17 protein-coding genes are annotated in these 17,308 nt (G+C 69.9%); 6 read left to right on the forward strand and 11 right to left on the reverse strand.

The window, feature by feature from the left end; genetic code table 11:
* Positions 1-65: 65 nt before the first annotated feature.
* Both C8E99_RS15235 and C8E99_RS15240 read right to left on the reverse strand, forming a co-directional pair.
* Positions 66-1,103: an aldo/keto reductase gene (locus C8E99_RS15235; RefSeq protein WP_115933013.1), complete on the reverse strand. Its 1,038-nt coding sequence runs from the start codon at positions 1,101-1,103 to the stop codon at positions 66-68.
* 9 nt (positions 1,104-1,112) lie between these two features.
* On the reverse strand, positions 1,113-2,327 hold the full coding sequence (locus C8E99_RS15240) for a glycosyltransferase family 4 protein (protein ID WP_115933014.1): 1,215 nt from the start codon (positions 2,325-2,327) through the stop codon (positions 1,113-1,115).
* 146 nt (positions 2,328-2,473) lie between these two features.
* Here C8E99_RS15240 and C8E99_RS15245 point away from each other — a divergent pair, with 146 nt between their 5' ends.
* The 3 genes from C8E99_RS15245 to C8E99_RS15255 all read left to right on the forward strand — a co-directional run bounded on the left by C8E99_RS15245 (position 2,474) and on the right by C8E99_RS15255 (position 4,999).
* Positions 2,474-3,871 carry a cell division protein PerM gene (locus C8E99_RS15245; protein WP_115933015.1) on the forward strand — a complete coding sequence of 466 codons (1,398 nt, stop codon included), beginning with the start codon at positions 2,474-2,476 and terminating at the stop codon, positions 3,869-3,871.
* A 39-nt stretch (positions 3,872-3,910) separates the two neighbouring features.
* Entirely contained in the window at positions 3,911-4,243 is a 333-nt protein-coding gene (locus tag C8E99_RS15250) for an ArsR/SmtB family transcription factor (RefSeq protein WP_115933537.1), read from the forward strand.
* Between the two features lie 96 nt (positions 4,244-4,339).
* Positions 4,340-4,999, forward strand: coding sequence for a cation efflux transmembrane domain-containing protein (locus C8E99_RS15255; protein WP_245952393.1), 660 nt, complete (start codon positions 4,340-4,342; stop codon positions 4,997-4,999).
* Between the two features lie 22 nt (positions 5,000-5,021).
* Here C8E99_RS15255 and C8E99_RS15260 read toward each other — a convergent pair whose 3' ends face one another.
* Genes C8E99_RS15260 through C8E99_RS15280 form a run of 5 tightly spaced genes read right to left on the reverse strand, consistent with a single transcriptional unit; the run spans position 5,022 to position 8,706 of the window.
* Positions 5,022-5,450, reverse strand: coding sequence for a hypothetical protein (locus tag C8E99_RS15260; RefSeq protein WP_115933017.1), 429 nt, complete (start codon positions 5,448-5,450; stop codon positions 5,022-5,024).
* 47 nt (positions 5,451-5,497) lie between these two features.
* Positions 5,498-6,457, reverse strand: coding sequence for an ABC transporter substrate-binding protein (locus C8E99_RS15265; RefSeq protein WP_115933018.1), 960 nt, complete (start codon positions 6,455-6,457; stop codon positions 5,498-5,500).
* A gap of 10 nt (positions 6,458-6,467) precedes the next feature.
* Positions 6,468-7,151, reverse strand: coding sequence for an ABC transporter permease (locus C8E99_RS15270; RefSeq protein WP_115933019.1), 684 nt, complete (start codon positions 7,149-7,151; stop codon positions 6,468-6,470).
* Entirely contained in the window at positions 7,148-7,894 is a 747-nt protein-coding gene (locus C8E99_RS15275; protein WP_115933020.1) for an ABC transporter permease, read from the reverse strand. The genes C8E99_RS15270 and C8E99_RS15275 overlap by 4 nt, the downstream gene beginning before the upstream one ends.
* Positions 7,891-8,706, reverse strand: a complete 816-nt coding sequence (locus tag C8E99_RS15280; RefSeq protein WP_115933021.1) for an ABC transporter ATP-binding protein — start codon at positions 8,704-8,706, stop codon at positions 7,891-7,893. Before C8E99_RS15280 ends, C8E99_RS15275 begins: the two co-directional genes overlap by 4 nt.
* Positions 8,707-8,759: 53 nt before the next feature.
* Between C8E99_RS15280 and purN the strand changes: the two genes are divergently transcribed.
* Entirely contained in the window at positions 8,760-9,353 is a 594-nt protein-coding gene (gene purN / locus C8E99_RS15285; protein WP_115933022.1) for a phosphoribosylglycinamide formyltransferase, read from the forward strand.
* An 87-nt stretch (positions 9,354-9,440) separates the two neighbouring features.
* Positions 9,441-10,835: an MFS transporter gene (locus C8E99_RS15290; protein WP_211309067.1), complete on the forward strand. Its 1,395-nt coding sequence runs from the start codon at positions 9,441-9,443 to the stop codon at positions 10,833-10,835.
* 36 nt (positions 10,836-10,871) lie between these two features.
* Here C8E99_RS15290 and C8E99_RS15295 read toward each other — a convergent pair whose 3' ends face one another.
* Positions 10,872-12,266, reverse strand: a complete 1,395-nt coding sequence (locus C8E99_RS15295; RefSeq protein WP_245952395.1) for an MFS transporter — start codon at positions 12,264-12,266, stop codon at positions 10,872-10,874.
* Between the two features lie 39 nt (positions 12,267-12,305).
* Here C8E99_RS15295 and C8E99_RS15300 point away from each other — a divergent pair, with 39 nt between their 5' ends.
* On the forward strand, positions 12,306-13,985 hold the full coding sequence (locus C8E99_RS15300) for a CYTH and CHAD domain-containing protein (RefSeq protein WP_115933024.1): 1,680 nt from the start codon (positions 12,306-12,308) through the stop codon (positions 13,983-13,985).
* A gap of 48 nt (positions 13,986-14,033) precedes the next feature.
* On the opposite strand, the gene C8E99_RS15305 is transcribed toward C8E99_RS15300, so the two are convergent.
* From C8E99_RS15305 to C8E99_RS15315, 3 genes are read right to left on the reverse strand one after another with little or no spacing between them, the layout of a single operon-like run.
* Entirely contained in the window at positions 14,034-14,678 is a 645-nt protein-coding gene (locus tag C8E99_RS15305; protein ID WP_115933025.1) for a LutC/YkgG family protein, read from the reverse strand.
* The gene (locus C8E99_RS15310; protein ID WP_115933026.1) at positions 14,675-16,351 is read right to left on the reverse strand and encodes a lactate utilization protein B; all 1,677 of its coding nucleotides are present in this window, start codon (positions 16,349-16,351) and stop codon (positions 14,675-14,677) included. The genes C8E99_RS15305 and C8E99_RS15310 overlap by 4 nt, the downstream gene beginning before the upstream one ends.
* Positions 16,351-17,226, reverse strand: coding sequence for a (Fe-S)-binding protein (locus C8E99_RS15315; protein ID WP_115933027.1), 876 nt, complete (start codon positions 17,224-17,226; stop codon positions 16,351-16,353). Before C8E99_RS15315 ends, C8E99_RS15310 begins: the two co-directional genes overlap by 1 nt.
* Positions 17,227-17,308 lie beyond the last annotated feature (82 nt).

The raw sequence follows: 17,308 nt of genomic DNA on the forward strand, positions 1-17,308 counted from the left end.
GACGCCGGCCGGCCGGCCTCGGGCGCCAGCCGGCGGCTTCCCGGGGACCGGGGTCCGGGCAGGCCTCAGGCCTCCGGCGGCGCGGCGGGTTCGTCTTCAGTGTCGATGCTGGCCCGCTGCTGCACGGCATACCGGTGGCCGTGCACGGTGTCATGGTTGATGATCTCGTCGATCCGGGCCACGTCCTCGGCGGTCAGGACCACCTGCTCAGCGGAACGGTCCTCCGTCAGGTGCGCCGCCGACGTCGTCCCCGGGATGGCCAGGACGTCCGGTCCCTGGGCCAGCACCCAGGCAATGGACAGGGCCGCGATGGTGGTGCCCAGACGCTCCGCCTCGGCGCGGAAGGGCTCCAGCAGGGCGAGGTTGGCCGGGTAGTGCTCCGCCGAGAACCGCGGCATCCGGTGCCGCATGTCCCCCTGGGGGAGGGCAGCGGGGTCCTGCACCGTACCGGTGAGGAACCCGCGTCCCACGGGGGAGAAAGCCACGAGGGCGGCACCGGTGCGGCGGCAGGCGTCCAGCAACCCCCACTCCGGGTTGCGGGTCCACAGGGAGTACTCGTTCTGCACGGCGGCCACCGGGTGCACGGCGTGGGCTCGCTCCAGGGTGGCAGCGGAGACCTCGGAGAGGCCGTAGGCGCCGATCATCCCGGCCCGGACCATCTCGGCCAGGGCGCCGGCGCTCTCCTCGACCGGGACGTCCGGATCGAGCCGGTGCAGGTAGTAGAGGTCGATGAACTCGGTGCCCAGGCGGCGCAGGGAGTCCTCGACCTGGTGGCGGAGGGTCTCCGGGCGGCCGTCGATCCCGCCGTCCCGACCACCGGTCAACCCGCCCTTGGAGGCCAAGAAGACGTCCTGGCGGTGCGCTCCCAGGGCGCGTCCCACCACCTCCTCGTTGTGGCCGGCGCCGTAGAGCGTGGCCGTGTCGAAGTGATCCACCCCGGCGTCCAGGGCGGTGCGGACCATCGTGACGGCATCCTCGTCCGCGAGGAACCCGGAGTACCCGTGGTTGAGGTTCATACAGCCCAGCCCGACGGGCTGGGCTGTGCGCCCGGCCAGGGTGCGCTGGGAGGACAGGTCGGTGGTGAGGGCGGGGGCAAGGCTCATGAGGCCACCCTAAAGTGTCCGGCCGGCTCCGCGCGGCAGCAACCACCCGTCCCACCCGGAGCTCTGCTCCAGGTAGGTGCGCACGTAGACGTCGTTCTGGCGGCGCCGGACGCGGATGGCGCGCTCGTAGTAGCCGACGAGCTGCTCGCAGAGTACCGGCCACGTCCGTCCCTGCACCGACCGGAAGGCGGCCTCGGCGAAGGCGCCGCGCTTGACGTCGTCGTAGGCCAGATCCCGGACCCGCTCGCGGAGCTCGTCCAGATCCCCGGGCCGGTACAGCCAGCCGGTGCGGGACGCGTCCACGAGGTCGAGCGGGCCGCCGCGGCCCACCGCGACCACGGGCACGCCGGAGGCCATGGCCTCCTGGATAGTCTGGCAGAAGGTCTCGGACTCCCCGGGGTGCACGAACAGGTCGAAGGAAGCCACATGGCGGGCCAGGTCCTCGCCGCCCTGGAAGCCGGCGAAGTGTGCGCCAGGCAGCTTCTTCCGGAGCGAGTCCTTGAGGGGGCCGGAGCCTACGATCACCAGTCGGGTGCCCGGCAGGCCGTTGAGGACGGCGAGGTCCTCGACCTGCTTCTCGGCGGCCAGGCGGCCGACGAAGCCGATGAGTCGTTCGCCGTTCGGGGCGAGTTCGGCGCGCAGCGCCTCGTCCCTCTTGGCGGGGTGGAACCGATGGGTGTCCACGCCACGGCGCCACAGGTGCACCCGTTGGATGCCGCGGCCGTGCAGCTGGTCGAGGCAGAAACTGGAAGGGGCCACGGTGAGGGTGGCGAGATCGTGGATGCGCTCCACCTGCTGCCAGAGGACCTCCTCGAGCCAGGGAAAGCCGTACCGGGCCGCATAGTTGGGCACCTCGGTCTGGTAGACGCACACGCTGGGCAGGCTCAGCGCATGGGCTGCCTGGACTGCGCGCCAGCCGAGCACGAAGGGGGAGGCGATGTGGACGACGTCGGGGGAGAAGTCCGCGAGGATGCGGCGGACCCGGTTGACGGTCCCGGCGGCCACCCGGACGTTGGTGTACCCCTGCAGCGGGATGGAGGGCAGCCGGTGCACCGGGTACCCCTCCACCTCGGCCGGGGCCTCGTCCTCCATCCACGAACTGGACGGGGCGATCACCAGGACATCGTCACCCCGCTCCCGCAGGTGGCGGAGCACCTGGAGGATGGAGTGGGTGACGCCGTTCATGTGCGGCAGGAAGGATTCTGCGACCACAGCGATTCTCACGGTCCCATGATGACCGTCCGCCGCCAACGGGCGGCCCGCCGCGCGGTGGAACCAAGGTGGCGGTCGGGTGAACTCTGGGTAAGCCGCGCCGATCCGGGGGCGATTCCGGTACCGGCCGTCAGCCGGGTGGCACCATGGACGATGACATGAACGCTCGAACCAGCCGCGCCCTGAAACCCCTGCCGTTGCCCCTGTGGATCCAGGGGGCGATCGAGGCACTCATCGCTGCCGTGATCTCCGCGATGCTCGTGCTGATCCCGCTCGTGGTCATCTGGTCCGGCGGTGGATTCGCCGCCACGGGCATCGACTTCATCGCCCGGTTGGGCGGGCAGGCCTGGCTGGCCATCCACGGGGTGCCGTTGCACCTGAGCCTGGAATCGGGAACGACCTCGGACGCCCTCCTGACCGGCACCTTCTGGTTCCTGCCGTGGGGACTGGTGCTGCTGCCGTTCTTCCTGGGGTGGCGGGCCGGGCGGCGGCTGGCACGGGCTTCCTACCGGGACCAGATCTGGCAGGCGCTCGCCGGTGGCGCAGTGGCCTACGCCGCCGTCGGCCTGGCCACCTCGTGGCTGGTGCCCAACGCCGCCGTGGCCATCAACCCCGTCTGGGGGACGCTGATTCCCACGGCAGTCATGGTGCTTGCCCTGCTGGCGGGCGCCCGCCGGGAAGCTGGGACCTGGGCGCGGCTGATCGGCGTGGACCTGGCCGACCGGATCGAGCGGCTGTCCCAGCACTCGCGGTGGGCCGGCTCCTACGTGTGGTCCGTGGTCCGCGCCGGAGCCGTGGGACTGATCGCCTCCTTCGGGCTCGCCGCGGCTCTGATGGCCGTCCAGATCGGACTGCACTGGGCGGACATCGCGCAGGTCTACCAGGAACTGAACGCCGGTGTCTGGGGCGGTGCCGTCGTCACCGTGGCCCAGCTCGGCATCATGCCGAACCTGGCGATGTGGACGTTGGCGTGGACCACGGGGGCCGGATTCAGCCTCGGGATCGGATCCGTGGTGGCACCCCTGCAGACCCTGGTCGGGCCGCAGCCGGCCATCCCCGTGCTCACGGCGCTGCCCGTGGGGCTGGAGCCCGCGTGGTCCTGGCTGTTCCTGCTCCTGCCCGTGGCCGGCGGTTTCCTGGCCGGCTGGTGGCTGCTGCGGGACGGCGAGAACCACTTCGACGAGTGGCTCTCCCTGAAGATCCCCCGTCGCTGGGCCTCACTGACCCTGTCCACCCTCGCCCTCGGCGTGTTCGTGGCGCTGGCGACGGCGGCGCTCGCCATCCTGCCCTTCTGGCTGTCCACCGGATCGCTGGGCGTGGGCCGACTGACCGACCTCGGCCCCACCGCCTGGCTCGCCTCGGTGATGCTCGGAGGCCTGGTGGGCCTGGGCGCCATGTTCGGCTACCTCGTCTCGCCGGCCTGGGAGAAGTACCAGTACGTGGTGCCGGATGGTTGGGCCGACGAGGCCGACGAGGCTGACGAAGCTGACGAAGATGACCTGGCCGGCGAGGGTGGCCAGGAGCCGAACGCCGGCGGGGACTCCGGGCGGCGATAGTCGGAGTGTCGATACACCGAATTGTGTATCGTTGTGGTCATGACAGTGGTGAGCAGTACCCATGCCACGGCGTTGGCCCAACTGGGGCACGCCCTCTCGGACGGGACCCGCACCCGCATCCTCCTGGCCCTCCGCGAGAACCCCGCGCGGCCGTCGGATCTGGCTGAGCAACTCGGGGTGTCCAGGCAGTCCATGTCCAATCAGCTGGCCTGCCTGCGTGGCTGCGGACTGGTCGAGACCACTCCGCAGGGCCGTAGCACCTGGTACCGGCTCGCCGATCCGCGCATCGGCTCGGCTTTGGGAGACCTGCTCGACCTGGTGGTGCAGGTCGATCCGAACTGCTGCTCACCGGAGGGGTGTGCGTGCCGATGACCTCCGAGAGCGGGAAGCCCGCGCCACGGCCGGCGCCCTGGCCCGGGTCACTGTCCACGGACCGGCCCGAACCCCCCGTCGGTCGTGCGGCGGACGGTGCTGCAGCGCCGCATCCGCTGGATCGTGGCGGTGACCATCACCTACAACGTGATCGAGGCCGTCATCGCGCTGTCTGCGGGCAGCGTGGCCTCCTCCTCGGCTCTCATCGGATTCGGACTCGACTCGATCGTCGAGGTCCTCTCCGCCGCTGCCGTGGCCTGGCAGTTCGCCAGCCCTGACCCGCATCGCCGTGAGAAGACGGCCCTGCGGCTGATCGCCGTGTCCTTCTTCGGGCTCGCCGCCTTCGTGTCCTTCGACGCCGTCCGCTCGCTTCTGGGCGTGGTCGAGCCGGACCATTCGCCGGTGGGCATCGTGCTGGCGGCCGTCAGCCTGGCCATCATGCCGGCACTGTCCTGGTTCGAGCGCCGTACAGGGCGGGAGCTCGGCTCCGCCTCGGCCGTGGCGGACTCGAAGCAGACGCTGATCTGCTCCTACCTCTCCGCGGTCCTCCTGGCAGGCTTGCTCTTGAACAGCCTGTTCGGGTGGAGTTGGGCCGATCCACTGGCGGCCCTCATCATTGCCGGTTTCGCGCTCAAGGAGGGTCTGGAGGCGTGGCGCGGTGACGCCTGCTGTACCCCGGTCTCTGTCCTGGCTGGCGTTGCCGCCGACGGCGGCAACGGAGCCTGTTCCTGCTGTGCGCCGGAGCCCCGGCTCTAGGGGCTGGATGAACCCTCGGTCGTCAAGGCCGGGAAGTCCCCGCACCTGGTAGAGCGGTCCCGCCCAGCTGTTCCGTGTATGTGCTGCTGCAGTTCTCCAGGGCGCGGTCCGTCAGGGCGGAGGAGGTGCATTCCTCGAACTGTTCGGTGGCATCCCAGAAGATGATCTGCGCCGAGGCCACGAATCCGAACATGGCACAGCCGGCCATCGCGGCCGCTGTGGCGAAGCGCAGAACCCAGGGGGACTTCACGTGGGCGGTGCGCACGAGCGCCACCACACCCCAGACGAGTCCTGCCAGGGCGAAGGCCAGGGAGACGGCCTTCCACGGCAACGTCAACACGGAGGACAGGTAGGTGAGCAGCAGCATCCCGGCCACCCAGAGCAGCGCATCCCGGAGGGAGCGGTACTTCTTCAGTTCTGGGTCAGTGCTGGCGGAATCGGTCTGGCTCACCGTTCCACCCTACTGGGATTCGGCCGGCCGGGGCGCCGACCGGCACCTCAGGCCAGCCCCTGCTCCTCCAGCCAGGCGGTGGCCAGATCGGCGCTCGAGGCCTGGTCCTCCACGGACTGGCGGTTGAGGTCGATGAGCTCCTCGGCGGAGAGCTGGGCGTTGACCTCCTCGATCACGGCGGCCGCGTCCTCGTCCACGGCCTCGGACACGATCGGCGTGACGTTCTGCGGCAGGACCAGGTTCTCAGGATCCTCCAGCGTCACCAGGTCCTGGGTCTGGATCGACGGGTCAGCCGAGTAGATGTCGGCCAGCTGGACGTCTCCGTCCACCAGGGCCTTGACCGTCAACGGGCCGCCCGAGTCCTCCACCGGCACCAGGCTGACGTCCACCCCGTAGACCTCCTTGAGCCCTTCCGGGCCATAGGGGCGGGTCTCGAACTCGGAGTTCGCCGCCACAGTCAGCGGCTCGTCCACGTTCTGCAGGTCAGCGAGCGTGGTGAGCGAATGCTCCTTGGCGAACTCGCGGGTGACGTTGTACGAGTCCTGGTCCGTGGCCTCGGCTGGCTCGAGGGCGCGCAGGTTCTCCGGCAGGACCTCGGCCAGGGCGGCACGGATGTCCTCGGGCGTGCTGGCCGTGGCCTCTGCGTCGTAGTACTGGAGCAGGTTGCCGGAGTACTCGGGCAGGACATCGATCGCCCCGGACTCGAGTTCGGGCAGGTACACCTCGCGCTGGCCGATCTGGTACTCGCGTTCCACGGTGAATCCCTCGGCTTCGAGGGCCTGGGCATAGAGCTCGGAGATGATCTCGTTCGAGTAATACTGCTGGGAGCCGATGACGATCGCCTCACCCGCACCGCCGCCGTCGCCGGATTCCCCGCCGGCCGAGCCGGAGGCACCGCCGCCGAGCGGGTCCGAACTGCCGCAGCCCGTCAGGGCCACGGCGGAGACGGCGGCCAGGACGAGCAGGGACCGGTGGACGAAGGGCGAGCGGCGGGGCTGCGAAGTCATGGACATGAACCTACTGGGCCTGGCCCTGCCGCGCCAGCCGGACTCCGCGGGGGACGGCGGCCCGGCCGGCGGCGGCGAACAGCAGATCCAGCACGATCGCGAGCAGCACGACGATGAGGGAGCCGCCGAGCATCATCGCGTAGTCCTGCGTCTTGAGCCCGAGGAAGAGGTAGCGGCCCAATCCACCCGCCCCCACGTAGGCGGCCAGGGTGGCGGTGGCGATGACCTGCAGGGCGGCCGAGCGCAATCCGCCGATCAGCAGGGGCAGTCCCAGGGGCACCTCGACCCGCCACAGCACCTGGGCCTCGGTGAGGCCCTGAGCGCGGGCCGCGTCGATGACCTGCCGGTCCACGGCTTCGAAACCGGCGTAGGCCGCGGCCAGGAGCGAGGGCACGGCGAGCACCACGAAAGCGGTCATGGGGGCGGCGAGCCCGATGCCCAGCATCAGTCCCATCAGCGTCACGACGCCGAGGGTCGGCAGGGCGCGCGCGGCACCCGAGACCGCCACGGCGATTCCGCGGCCCCGGCCCGTGTGTCCCACCCACCAGCCGACGGGGACGGCGATCACCGAGGCGATGACGAGGGCCAGCGCCGTGTAGCCGAGGTGTTCGAGCGCGCGGGCGCCGATGCCGGAGGGGCCCTGCCAGTTCGACGGGTCCAGGCACCAGAGGAGGGCGTCCCAGAGCTGGTTCATGAGGGGGTCACCGCCTCGTCGGTTCGATCGGCTCGATCGGCTCGATCGGCTCGATCGGACCGGATCGACCGGGCGCTGACCCAGTTCGACCGGCGGCTGGCCCGGGGGGACGGGGTGCGGGCCCAGGGCATGAGCAGCCGGCCCGCCAGGACGAGGAGGCGGTCCAGGGCCAGGGCCAGAGCCACTGTGAGCACGATGCCGGTGAGGATCTGCGCGAGGATGCCGCGTTGGAAGCCGTCCGTGAAGAGCATGCCGAGCGAGGGGATGCCGAGCACGGCCCCCACCGTGCACAGGGACACGGTGGAGACGGCCACCACGCGCAGTCCCGAGAGGATCACCGGCCCGGCCAGGGGCAGGTCGACCGCCAGGAACCGCCGCAGGGGCCGGTAGCCCAGGGCTGTTGCGGCGCTGCGGGCCTCGGGTGGGATCCCATCCAGGCCGTCGGCCACGCTGCGCACCATCAGGGCCACCCCGTAGAGCGTCAGGGCCACCACCACGTTGACCGCGTCCCGTACGCCCGTGCCGATCAGCGCCGGCAGGACGATGAACAGGGGCAGGGAGGGCAGGGCGTACATCAACCCGGCGCCGGTGAGCACAGGGCCGTTGAGGGGCCGGTAGCGGTGGGCGAGCCACCCCAGGGGAAGGGAGATGAGCAGGGCCAGCACGATCGCCGGCAGAGAGGTGGCCACGTGGGCCCACAGCCGGTCGAGGATCAGCGGCAGGTTGTCCAGGATCCAACTCACTCGGCGAGCACCCCGGCGGGCCGGCCGTGCGGGTCCACCAGCAGGACCGAGCCGTCCGCGGCGGTCTCACGGTGCAGGGTGCGCTGGCCGCGGTCCAGACCCAGGAAGTCCCGGACGAAATCGCTGGCGGGGGCGGACACGAAGTCCTTGGGGGTGCCCTGTTGGGCGATCCGGGCACCGGTCTGCAGCAGCACGATGTGGTCGCCGAGGGTCAGGGCCTCGTCCATGTCATGGGTGACGAAGAGGATGGTGGTGCCGAGCTGGTGGTGCAGGTCCACCAGTTGGCGCTGCAGGTCGGCGCGCACCAGCGGGTCCACCGCCCCGAAGGGCTCGTCCATGAGCAGGATCTCCGGATCGGCGGCCAGTCCGCGGGCCACGCCCACGCGTTGTTGCTGCCCACCGGAGAGCTGGGCGGGATAGCGGCGCGCGAGCTCCGGGGCCAGTCCGACGAGGTCCATCATGTCGGCAGCCTTCCTCCGGGCGGCGGAGCGGTCCATGCCGGTCAGGCGGGGGACGGTGGCGATGTTCTGGCCCACCGTGCGGTGGGGGAGCAGCCCGGAGTTCTGCATGACGTAGCCGATCCGCCGGCGCAGGGCCACCGGGTCCTGGCTGGCCACGTCCTGCCCGTCCACGGTGATCCATCCCTCACTGGGATCGACCATCCTGTTGACCATCCGCATCAGCGTCGTCTTGCCGCAACCCGAGGAGCCGGCCAGGACGGTCAGTGAGCCGCGGGGGACGGAGAGGCTGAAATCGTCGACGGCCACTGTGCCGTCACGGAAGCGTTTGGTGACGGATCCGTAGGAGATCATGCGCCAACCCTACTGGGACCAGGGCTGCCCAGCGCCGCCCTAGGATGGATTCCATGCGCATTGTGGCCCTTGCCTCCGGTTCCGGTTCCAACCTCCAGACGGTCATCGACGCCGTGGTGGCGGGCACCTTGGACGTCGAGATCGCCGCGGTCGGCGCGGATCATCCCGACGCCGGCGCGCTCGCCCGCGCCGCGGCGGCGGGCATCGAGACCTTCGTGGTGGACTTCTCGGAGTTCGGCGACCGGGCCGATTGGAATCACGCGCTGACCGTCACCACCGCGTCCTATGCGCCGGACTACGTCCTGTCCAGCGGCTTCATGCGGATCGCGGGGGAGGAGTTCACCACCGCGTTCGAAGGCCGGTACCTCAACACGCACCCCGCCCTGCTGCCCGCCTTCCCTGGCGCCCACGGCGTGCGGGACGCGCTGCGCTACGGCGTCAAGGTCACCGGCTGCACCGTGCACATCGCTGACTCCGGCGTGGACACCGGACCGATCCTCGCCCAGGCGGCCGTGCCGGTCCTCGACACGGACACCGAGGAGGCCCTGCACGAGCGGATCAAGGTTCAGGAGCGCCATCTGCTGCTCACGGTCCTTGGCGAGCTGGCCGCCGGACGGACCCCGCAGGACTACGTCTCCCGGGCCTGAAGCGAGGCGCCGTTGGCATGTGCCCGCCATCACGGATAGCGTGTGCCCCAGGACACACTCACTATGAGCATAGGTATGGGAACAGGCATGGCACAGCAACCGACTCCACCGGCGGCGCTCGGCGCCAGCAATGACCTGAGGGAGCGCATCGAACACGCGCCCATGAGCCGGTACCAGTGGCTCATCATCGGCATCTGCACCTTCCTCAACGCCCTGGACGGCTATGACGTGCTGGCCATGGCCTTCACCGCCACCCCGGTGACCGAGGAGTTCGGGCTGAGCGGGTCCGAGCTGGGGTTCCTGCTCAGCGCCGGGTTGCTCGGCATGGCCGTCGGCTCCCTGACCCTGGGCCCCGTGGCCGACCGCATCGGCCGGCGCAACATGACGATACTCGCGGTGGTGGTCAACGCGGCCGGCCTGTTCCTCTCGGCCACGGCCAACAGTGCCTGGGAACTGGGGATCTGGCGGGTGCTCACCGGTCTGGGCATCGGCGGGATCCTGGTGGGGACGAACGTCATCTCCTCGGAGTACGCCAACCGGCCCCGGCGCGGCCTGGCCGTCAGCATCTACGCGGCCGGCTACGGCGTTGGCGCGTCCCTGGGCGGGACCACCGCCGTGTGGATGATGGACCAGTTCGGGTGGCGCTCGGTCTTCACGCTCGGCGGCGCCCTGACCGTGGTGGCCCTGATCCTGGTGGTGGCCCTCATGCCCGAGTCGGCCGCCTACCTCTACAACCGGCGCCCGGCCCGGGCTCTGGAGAAGGTCAACGCGATCGCGCGCAAGGTCGGCCAGCCACCGGTCCAGGCACTTCCGGAGGTGACAGGCCAGGCCAGCGGGCCGGCGTCGGGAACGGATGGTGACACTGGGGCCGAGACGGGCATCGGCGCGCTGTTCAACCGGCGCAACCGGAACGTCACGATCCTGGTGTGGGTCGCCTTCTTCGCCGTCATGTTCGGCTTCTACTTCGTGAACTCCTGGACCCCGCGGTTGCTGAACGAGTCCGGCCTGACGCTGAACCAGGGCGTGATCGCCGGCATCATGCTGACCATCGGCGGGACCATCGGCTCGCTGCTCTTCGGTGTGTTGACGGCCCGGTGGTCCACCCGGGCGACCCTGTTCTGGTTCACCATCGGCGCGGCCGTGGCGATCGTCCTGTTCATCTCCGCGGCCTCGATCGTCTGGGCCGTGTTCGCGCTCGGGGTCGTGGTCGGCATGCTGATCAACGGCTGCATCGCCGGGCTCTACGTGCTCACGCCGCAGTCCTACTCGGCCTCGGTCCGCAGCACCGGTGCTGGCTGGGCGATCGGCATCGGCCGTGCCGGCGCCATCCTGGCGCCGATGGCCACCGGAGGCCTGCTTGACGTCGGGTGGACGCCGCAGTCGATCTACATCGCGGTGGCGGGCGTGGTGCTCATCGCCACCGTGGCGCTGGGCCTCTTGAGGTCGGCCGACATCGAGGCGAACCGGGCGCCGCAGCGCTAGGCCGGGGGATCCTGGGTCTCGCGGTTCACCGATCCGTCACCGCTCCGTCACCTCCAGCTCCCGGCCCTTGGTCTCCGGGGCCAGGAACAGCATCAGCACGCAGGCTGCCACGACGAACACCGCCGTGACCACGAAGGACCAGGCCAGGCCCACGGCCGGCACCATCCACGCAACGAACACCAGCGGCCCCACACCCGCGGCCACGCGGGAGACGGCCGAGGCCCAGCCGAAGCCGGATCCCCGCAGCTCGGTAGGGTACATCTCGGACACGTAGGTGTACAACACCGGGATGGCCACCTGCACCACAAAGCCGAACGCGAGCACCAGGGGGAGCACCGCCGTCGGGACCTCCAGCAGGGCGGCTAGCACCACCAGCAGGAACGAGGACACCACGGCCGTGAGCGCCAGCAGCCACTTGCGGCCGGTCTTCTCCACGAGCCAGGCGGCCACCACCACGCCCAGGAGCCCGACGGCGGCCATGGCACCGGTCATGATGAAGGCGCGGGACTGCTCATACCCGGCCTCGATCAGGAACGTCGGCAGCCACTGCAACGCGATGTAGTAGACGAGCATAAGGGTGAAGAACAGGGCCCACGCGACCGTGGTGATGCGCCACGAGTACCGCCACAGTTCGGCGAGCTGCTGGCCCATCGAGGCGAAGGTCAGCGGCCTCGGCTCCGGGACGGGCGGCATCACGTAGGTCCGCTCCTCGGCCCCGGTGCGGCGCACCATCTCGTCGATCACGGCGCGCGCCTCCTTCTCCCGGCCCTGCTGGATCAGGAACAGCGGGGACTCCGGGACGTGCAGGCGCACGAAGAACACCAAGAGCGCGGGCAGGACCATCGCCAGCATCGGCAGCCGCCAGTCACCCCATTGGGCCACCATCCAGGCGGAGAGGAAGCCGCAGGCGGCGGCCCCGATGGGCCACCAGCCGTCCATGGCGGTGAGCACGGTGCCCCGCTGCTTGCGCGGGGTGAACTCGCCCACCAGGGCGTAGTCCACGGGGATGCAGCCGCCGAGACCGAAGCCGGCCAGGAAGCGGAACAGCACGAACCAGCCGATGTCCCCGGTCAGGGCGCCGGCCAGGGTGAAGAGCGAGAACATCAGCAGGGTGGCGGTGAAGGCCTTCTTGCGGCCGATCCGGTCCGCCACCGTGCCCCAGACGAAGGCGCCCAGGGCCATGCCGATGAGGTTGGCGGTCCCGATCCAGGCCGCTTGGCCGGCGGACAGCCCCCATTCCTCCCGCAGCAGCGGGATGAGCACGCCGTTGAGGGAGACATCCCAGGCATCGAACATGAAGCCGAGGCCGCCGATGATGAAGACCCTCCCCTGGGTGTTCCACCGCCAGGGCAGGCTCTGGACGATCTCCTCGCCCGTGGGCAGCGCCGAGGGCCTGTCGGTGCGGGCATCTGGTCTGGTCTCTGGACTCACTCGGCCATTGTTCCACCGTGGCTCTGGGATCATGGGTCCATGGGTGAAACAGTGCAGGTGGAGATCGAACGGAAGTATGACGTGGACGGGCAGGCCTCCCTGCCCCGGCTCAACGGCGTGGGCGGAGTGGCCCAGGTGCGGTACCGTCCGCCCATGGCCCTCGAGGCCATCTACTTCGACACCGCCGCCAGGGACCTCTCCGCCAACAACGTCACCCTGCGGCGGCGCACCGGTGGCACGGACGCCGGCTGGCACGTGAAGATCGGCAAGGGTGAGCGCCGGCTCGAACTGCACTCCCCGCTCGGCAAGGACGACGTGGCGGACGTCTCCGCCGGCCCGGTCACGGTCTCCGTGCCCGCCCGCATCCTGGACCTCGTCCGGGTCCACGTCCGCGGCAAGCAGCTCGTGCCGATCGCCCGGCTGAACACCCTGCGCTCGGTGGTGGATCTCCTGGACGGCCAGGGCCGGCGGCTGGCCGAGGTCAGTGATGACCAGGTGGCGGCCATGGCCGTGGGCTTCCGCACTGAGTCCCGCGTCCAGCACTGGCGCGAATGGGAGGTCGAGGTGGTCGACGCCGGCCTGGTCGCCGCCTCGGCGGGCGGCACGGACGCCTTCCTGGACGCCGTCGGGCAGGTCCTCCAGCCGGCCGGGGCACGGCCCTCCGCGGTCGGTTCCAAGGTGGAGAAGGTGGTCGGCAAGGCCGTGGACCCACTGGATCCCCGGGCTCCGCTGGCCGGAACCGGCACCACGGAGGACCTCGACGGCGGAGCCCCGGCAGTCCGTGCGGTCCTGGCCGCCACGGTGCGCACCCAGCTGAAGACCCTCAAAGGCTGGGATCCGCTGGTCCGCCGCGACGTGGAGGACTCCGTACACCAGTACCGGGTGGCCTGCCGCGCCCTGCGGTCCCTGCTCCAGACCTACGCCCCGCTACTGGAGGCGGACGCCACCGGCGCCGTGATCCGGGACCTGAAGAAACTCGGCAAGCTCTTGTCCGTGGCCCGTGACGCCGAGGTGGTGCGGGACCAGGTCCAGGAGAAGGTCGCCGCGCTGCCCGGCGGCCCCCAGGGCGCGATCGCCGAGATGATCTCCGGCAAGACGGTCAAGCGGTTGCGTGGCGTGAAGGCTGAACGCTACGAGGCCGCGCATGCCCAGCAGGTCAAGCGCATGCGCAGCAGCTGGTACTTCGAGGTCCTGGACCGGCTCGACGCCTTCGCGCTCGCCCTGCCCTTGAATCCGGAGCTGCCCGAAGGGGACACCGCTGCCGCCGCCGCCATGGTGCCCTTGGCCACGGACCAGGTGGATGCGGTGCTGGCGCTCGCCGCCGCCGTCGGCAGTGAGCAGGATCTGGCTCGGCGCCTCGACCTCATGCACGAGGTGCGCAAGGAGGCCAAGCGGCTGCGCTACGCCGTCAAGGCGGTCCAGGACGCCACCGGGCTGGATCTCGGTGCCGAACTCGTGGCCCGGATGAAGACCGCCAAGAAACTTCAGGAGGCCCTCGGTGACCACCGGGACTCGGTGATGTTCCAGGAGCACGTGCTGGCCACCTCAAAGGTCGCCGCCCGGAAGGGCGAGGACACCTTTGGCTACGGCGTGCTGTTCGCCGCCGAGTTCGCCCTGCAGGCCCGCACCGAGGCCGCGGCCGAGCGCCTGGTGGAGAAGCTGGCGCACGGGCATGCGGGCGACGTTGAGGCCGCGGCAAACGGCGCGTCGGAGGCCTGACCGACCGGCTGCGCAGGTCACCCAAGGTTCCAGGCGAGCAGGTTGGTTCTAGGTGAGCAGGATGACGTCCAGCCGGCGGGGGCCGTGGACCCCCTCCACGCGCTCGAGCTCGATGTCCGAGGTGGCCGAGGGCCCGGAGATCATGGTGATCGGCGCGGTGGGTTCCACCCGGTCCAGCGCCTCCGGGATCAACTCGACGATCGATGCTGCGGGGACGACGCAGATGTGGTGGTCGGGGACCAGGCTGATCGCCCGGCGCCCCTCCTCGGGGCGTCCGCTGAGGAAGATGGTCCCCGTCTCCGCGCAGGACACGGTGGACGAGGTGACCACAGCATCCACCTCGTTGAGTTCGCGGACGCTCAGGACCGTCCCAGCACGTTCAGTCTGGGATTCCACCAGCACCCGGCGCCCGGTGGTGTCTCCGGGGAGCCAGCTCCGGTCCAGCCCCTCGGGGACCACATAGCGGGCCGAGGTCCCCAGCAGTTCCGCGATCCGTTCGGGCAGTGTCGCGGTGTTCTCGTGGTGAACGGTGGCCTTGTAGTCGACCAGCCGGTCCTCGAACATCTCCCGGATCTCGGCGGCCGGCCGTCCCGAGGTCCGGCGGTAGGCCCTCCGGACCTGCGGGGCCTCCGGGGTGTCCTGTAGAGCCCCACGGATCCGGGCCAGAACCTCTGATTTCGCTTCGATGCTCACGGGGTCTCCTCCTCGTCGGTGTGGTCCGCCCGATCGGGCGCGGGAACGTCGCGGAAACCGCCGTCCTGGTTGACCCGATCCTCCGTTTCCGCGGCGTGGTCGGCCCACCAGTTGCGGAACGACTCCCGGGGCGGGGCCGGGATGTCCCGTTCGTCGGTCCAGCCGCCGGCCATCCCCGGCAGCCAACTGATGGCCCGGTCCCGGCCGGCCACGGCGCGGCCCAGGGGGAGGGCCTTCTCGGCCAGCGCCATGCGACGGCCGGACGACATCACGGTGGAGGCTCCCTTCATCATCACGTCCATCTCGGAGGGCACCCGCGGCAGTCGCCGGAAGAGCCGCCCGGCGAGGCCGGTGGACGACTTCTGTGCGGAGGTCTCCGGGGCAGCAGTGGAGGCCTCATCCGTGGACTGCGCCTCTGTGGCGGGTCGTTCCCCGTGCCGGGTGCGGACGTCTTCGTCGCGCAGGTGCACCAGGATCTCCGGGATGTTGATCTTCACCGGGCAGACGTCATAGCAGGCCCCGCACAGGGAGGACGCGTACGGGAGGGAGGAGTTCTCCGCGGCGGTGATCCCGGTCATCTGCGGGGAGAGGATCGCACCGATCGGCCCCGGGTACGTGGAACCGTAGGCGTGGCCGCCCGCCTGCTCATAGACCGGGCAGACATTCAGGCATGCAGAACAGCGGATGCAGTGCAAAGCCGAACGGCCTGCGGGGTCGGCCAGGACGGCCGAGCGACCGTTGTCCAGCAGGACCACGTGCACGTCTTGCGGGCCGTCTCCCGGTGTGGATCCCGTCCACATCGAGGTGTAGGGGTTCATCCGCTCGCCCGTGGACGAGCGGGGCAGCAGCTGCAGGTACACCTCCAGGTCCTGAAAGGTGGGGACCAGTTTCTCGATGCCCATGACGGTGATGAGGGTGTCCGGCAGGGTCAGGCACATCCGCCCGTTGCCCTCGGACTCGACCACGGTCAGCGTTCCGGTCTCGGCCACACCGAAGTTCGCTCCGGACACCGCCACGCGAGTGGACAGGAACTTCTCCCGCAGATGAGCCCGGGCGGCCTCGGCCAGGTCGCGCGGCTCGGAAGTCAGGCTGTCGTCGGTCTCCGGCATCTCCCTCAGGAAGATGTCCCGGATCTCGTGGCGGTTCTTGTGGATCGCGGGGACCAGGATGTGCGAGGACCGATCGTGCCCCAACTGCACGATCAGCTCAGCCAAGTCTGTTTCGGTGGCGGTGATGCCGTGCTCCGCGAGATGACGCTCGAGGTCGATCTCCGCCGTGGCCATCGATTTGACCTTGATGACTTCGGTGCTGCCGGTGGCCTCGATCAGTTCCGTGACGATCCGGTTCGCCTCGGCGGCGTCGCGTGCCCAGTGCACGGTCCCGCCGCGCGCGGTGAAATTCTTCTCGAACTGCTCCAGCAACTCCGGCAGGTTGGCCATGACCTGCTCTTTGAGCACGGAACCGGCAGTGCGCAGCTCCTGCCAGTCCGGAAGTTCCTCGACCACTCGTGCCCGTTTTCCGCGGATCGTGTGCGTGGCATGGCGGATGTTCGCCCGCATCTGGGTGTTGGCCATTTCCTCTTTGGCGGCGGTGGGGAAATCGACGTCGGCGTGCAGGTTGCCCTGTCCGTGGACGGGGCGAATGGTGGGCATCCCCAGGGCGGTCCGGCTCATCAGAGGACTCCTTGATCGGCGGTGGGTGCGGTGGTGGTCGGGGCGGAGGTCCGTGACGGGAGGAAGCGACTCCGACTCGAGGGGTTCGGGATGGACAACTCCACCGGTCCGGAGATCTCCAACGGGTTCTGCTGCGTGGAGGCCAGGATCTCGGCGAAGTGCACGGTGGCCGCCTCCGTGCCGCGCCGTGACATCGCCCCACCCAGGTGCAGCAGGCACGAGGCATCGCCGCCCGTGCACAACTCGGCACCGGTGGACACGATGTTGTCGATCTTCTCCTCGGCCATCGCGGCGGAGACATCCGGGTTCTTGAACGAGAAGGTGCCGCCAAAGCCGCAGCACTCATCAGCGTCCGGCAACTCCATGAATTCCAGGCCTCCCACACTCCGGACGAGGTCCTTCTGCCGGTCGTCCAGACGCAGCAACCGCATCCCATGACAGGAGGGATGGTAGGTGACGGTGTGGGGGAACCAGGAGCCCAGCTGGCCGGCGGCATCGGTCACCCCGAGCACGTCCACCAGCAGCTGGGACAGCTCATAGGTGTTGCCGGCCACGGACTCGGCCAACCGTGCCAGGTCCTCGTCCCCACCGGCCCGGGCGACCATCGGTTGCTGATGCCCTAGCGACGCCACGCAGGAACCGGACGGGGCCACCGCGACGTCATAGTCGGCGGCGGTGAAGGCCCGGACGTGGTTGCGGACCACCGGCAGTGCGTCATCCAGGTACCCGCTGTTGACGTGCATCTGCGAACAGCATCCCTGACCGGAAGGGAACACCACCTCGTGGCCGAGCCGTTCGAGGATGCGGACGGTGGCCAAGGCGACCTTGGGATACAGGGCATCCACGATGCAGGTGGCGAACAGGGCGATTCTCATGGGACCTCCGAGAACGAGGGAGTATGCAGGCACGACTGAGAGCCTGTGGTCAGACCACACTAACACCATGACGCGGGTCACA

This window comes from Citricoccus muralis (assembly GCF_003386075.1).
Lineage (GTDB): Bacteria > Actinomycetota > Actinomycetes > Actinomycetales > Micrococcaceae > Citricoccus > Citricoccus muralis.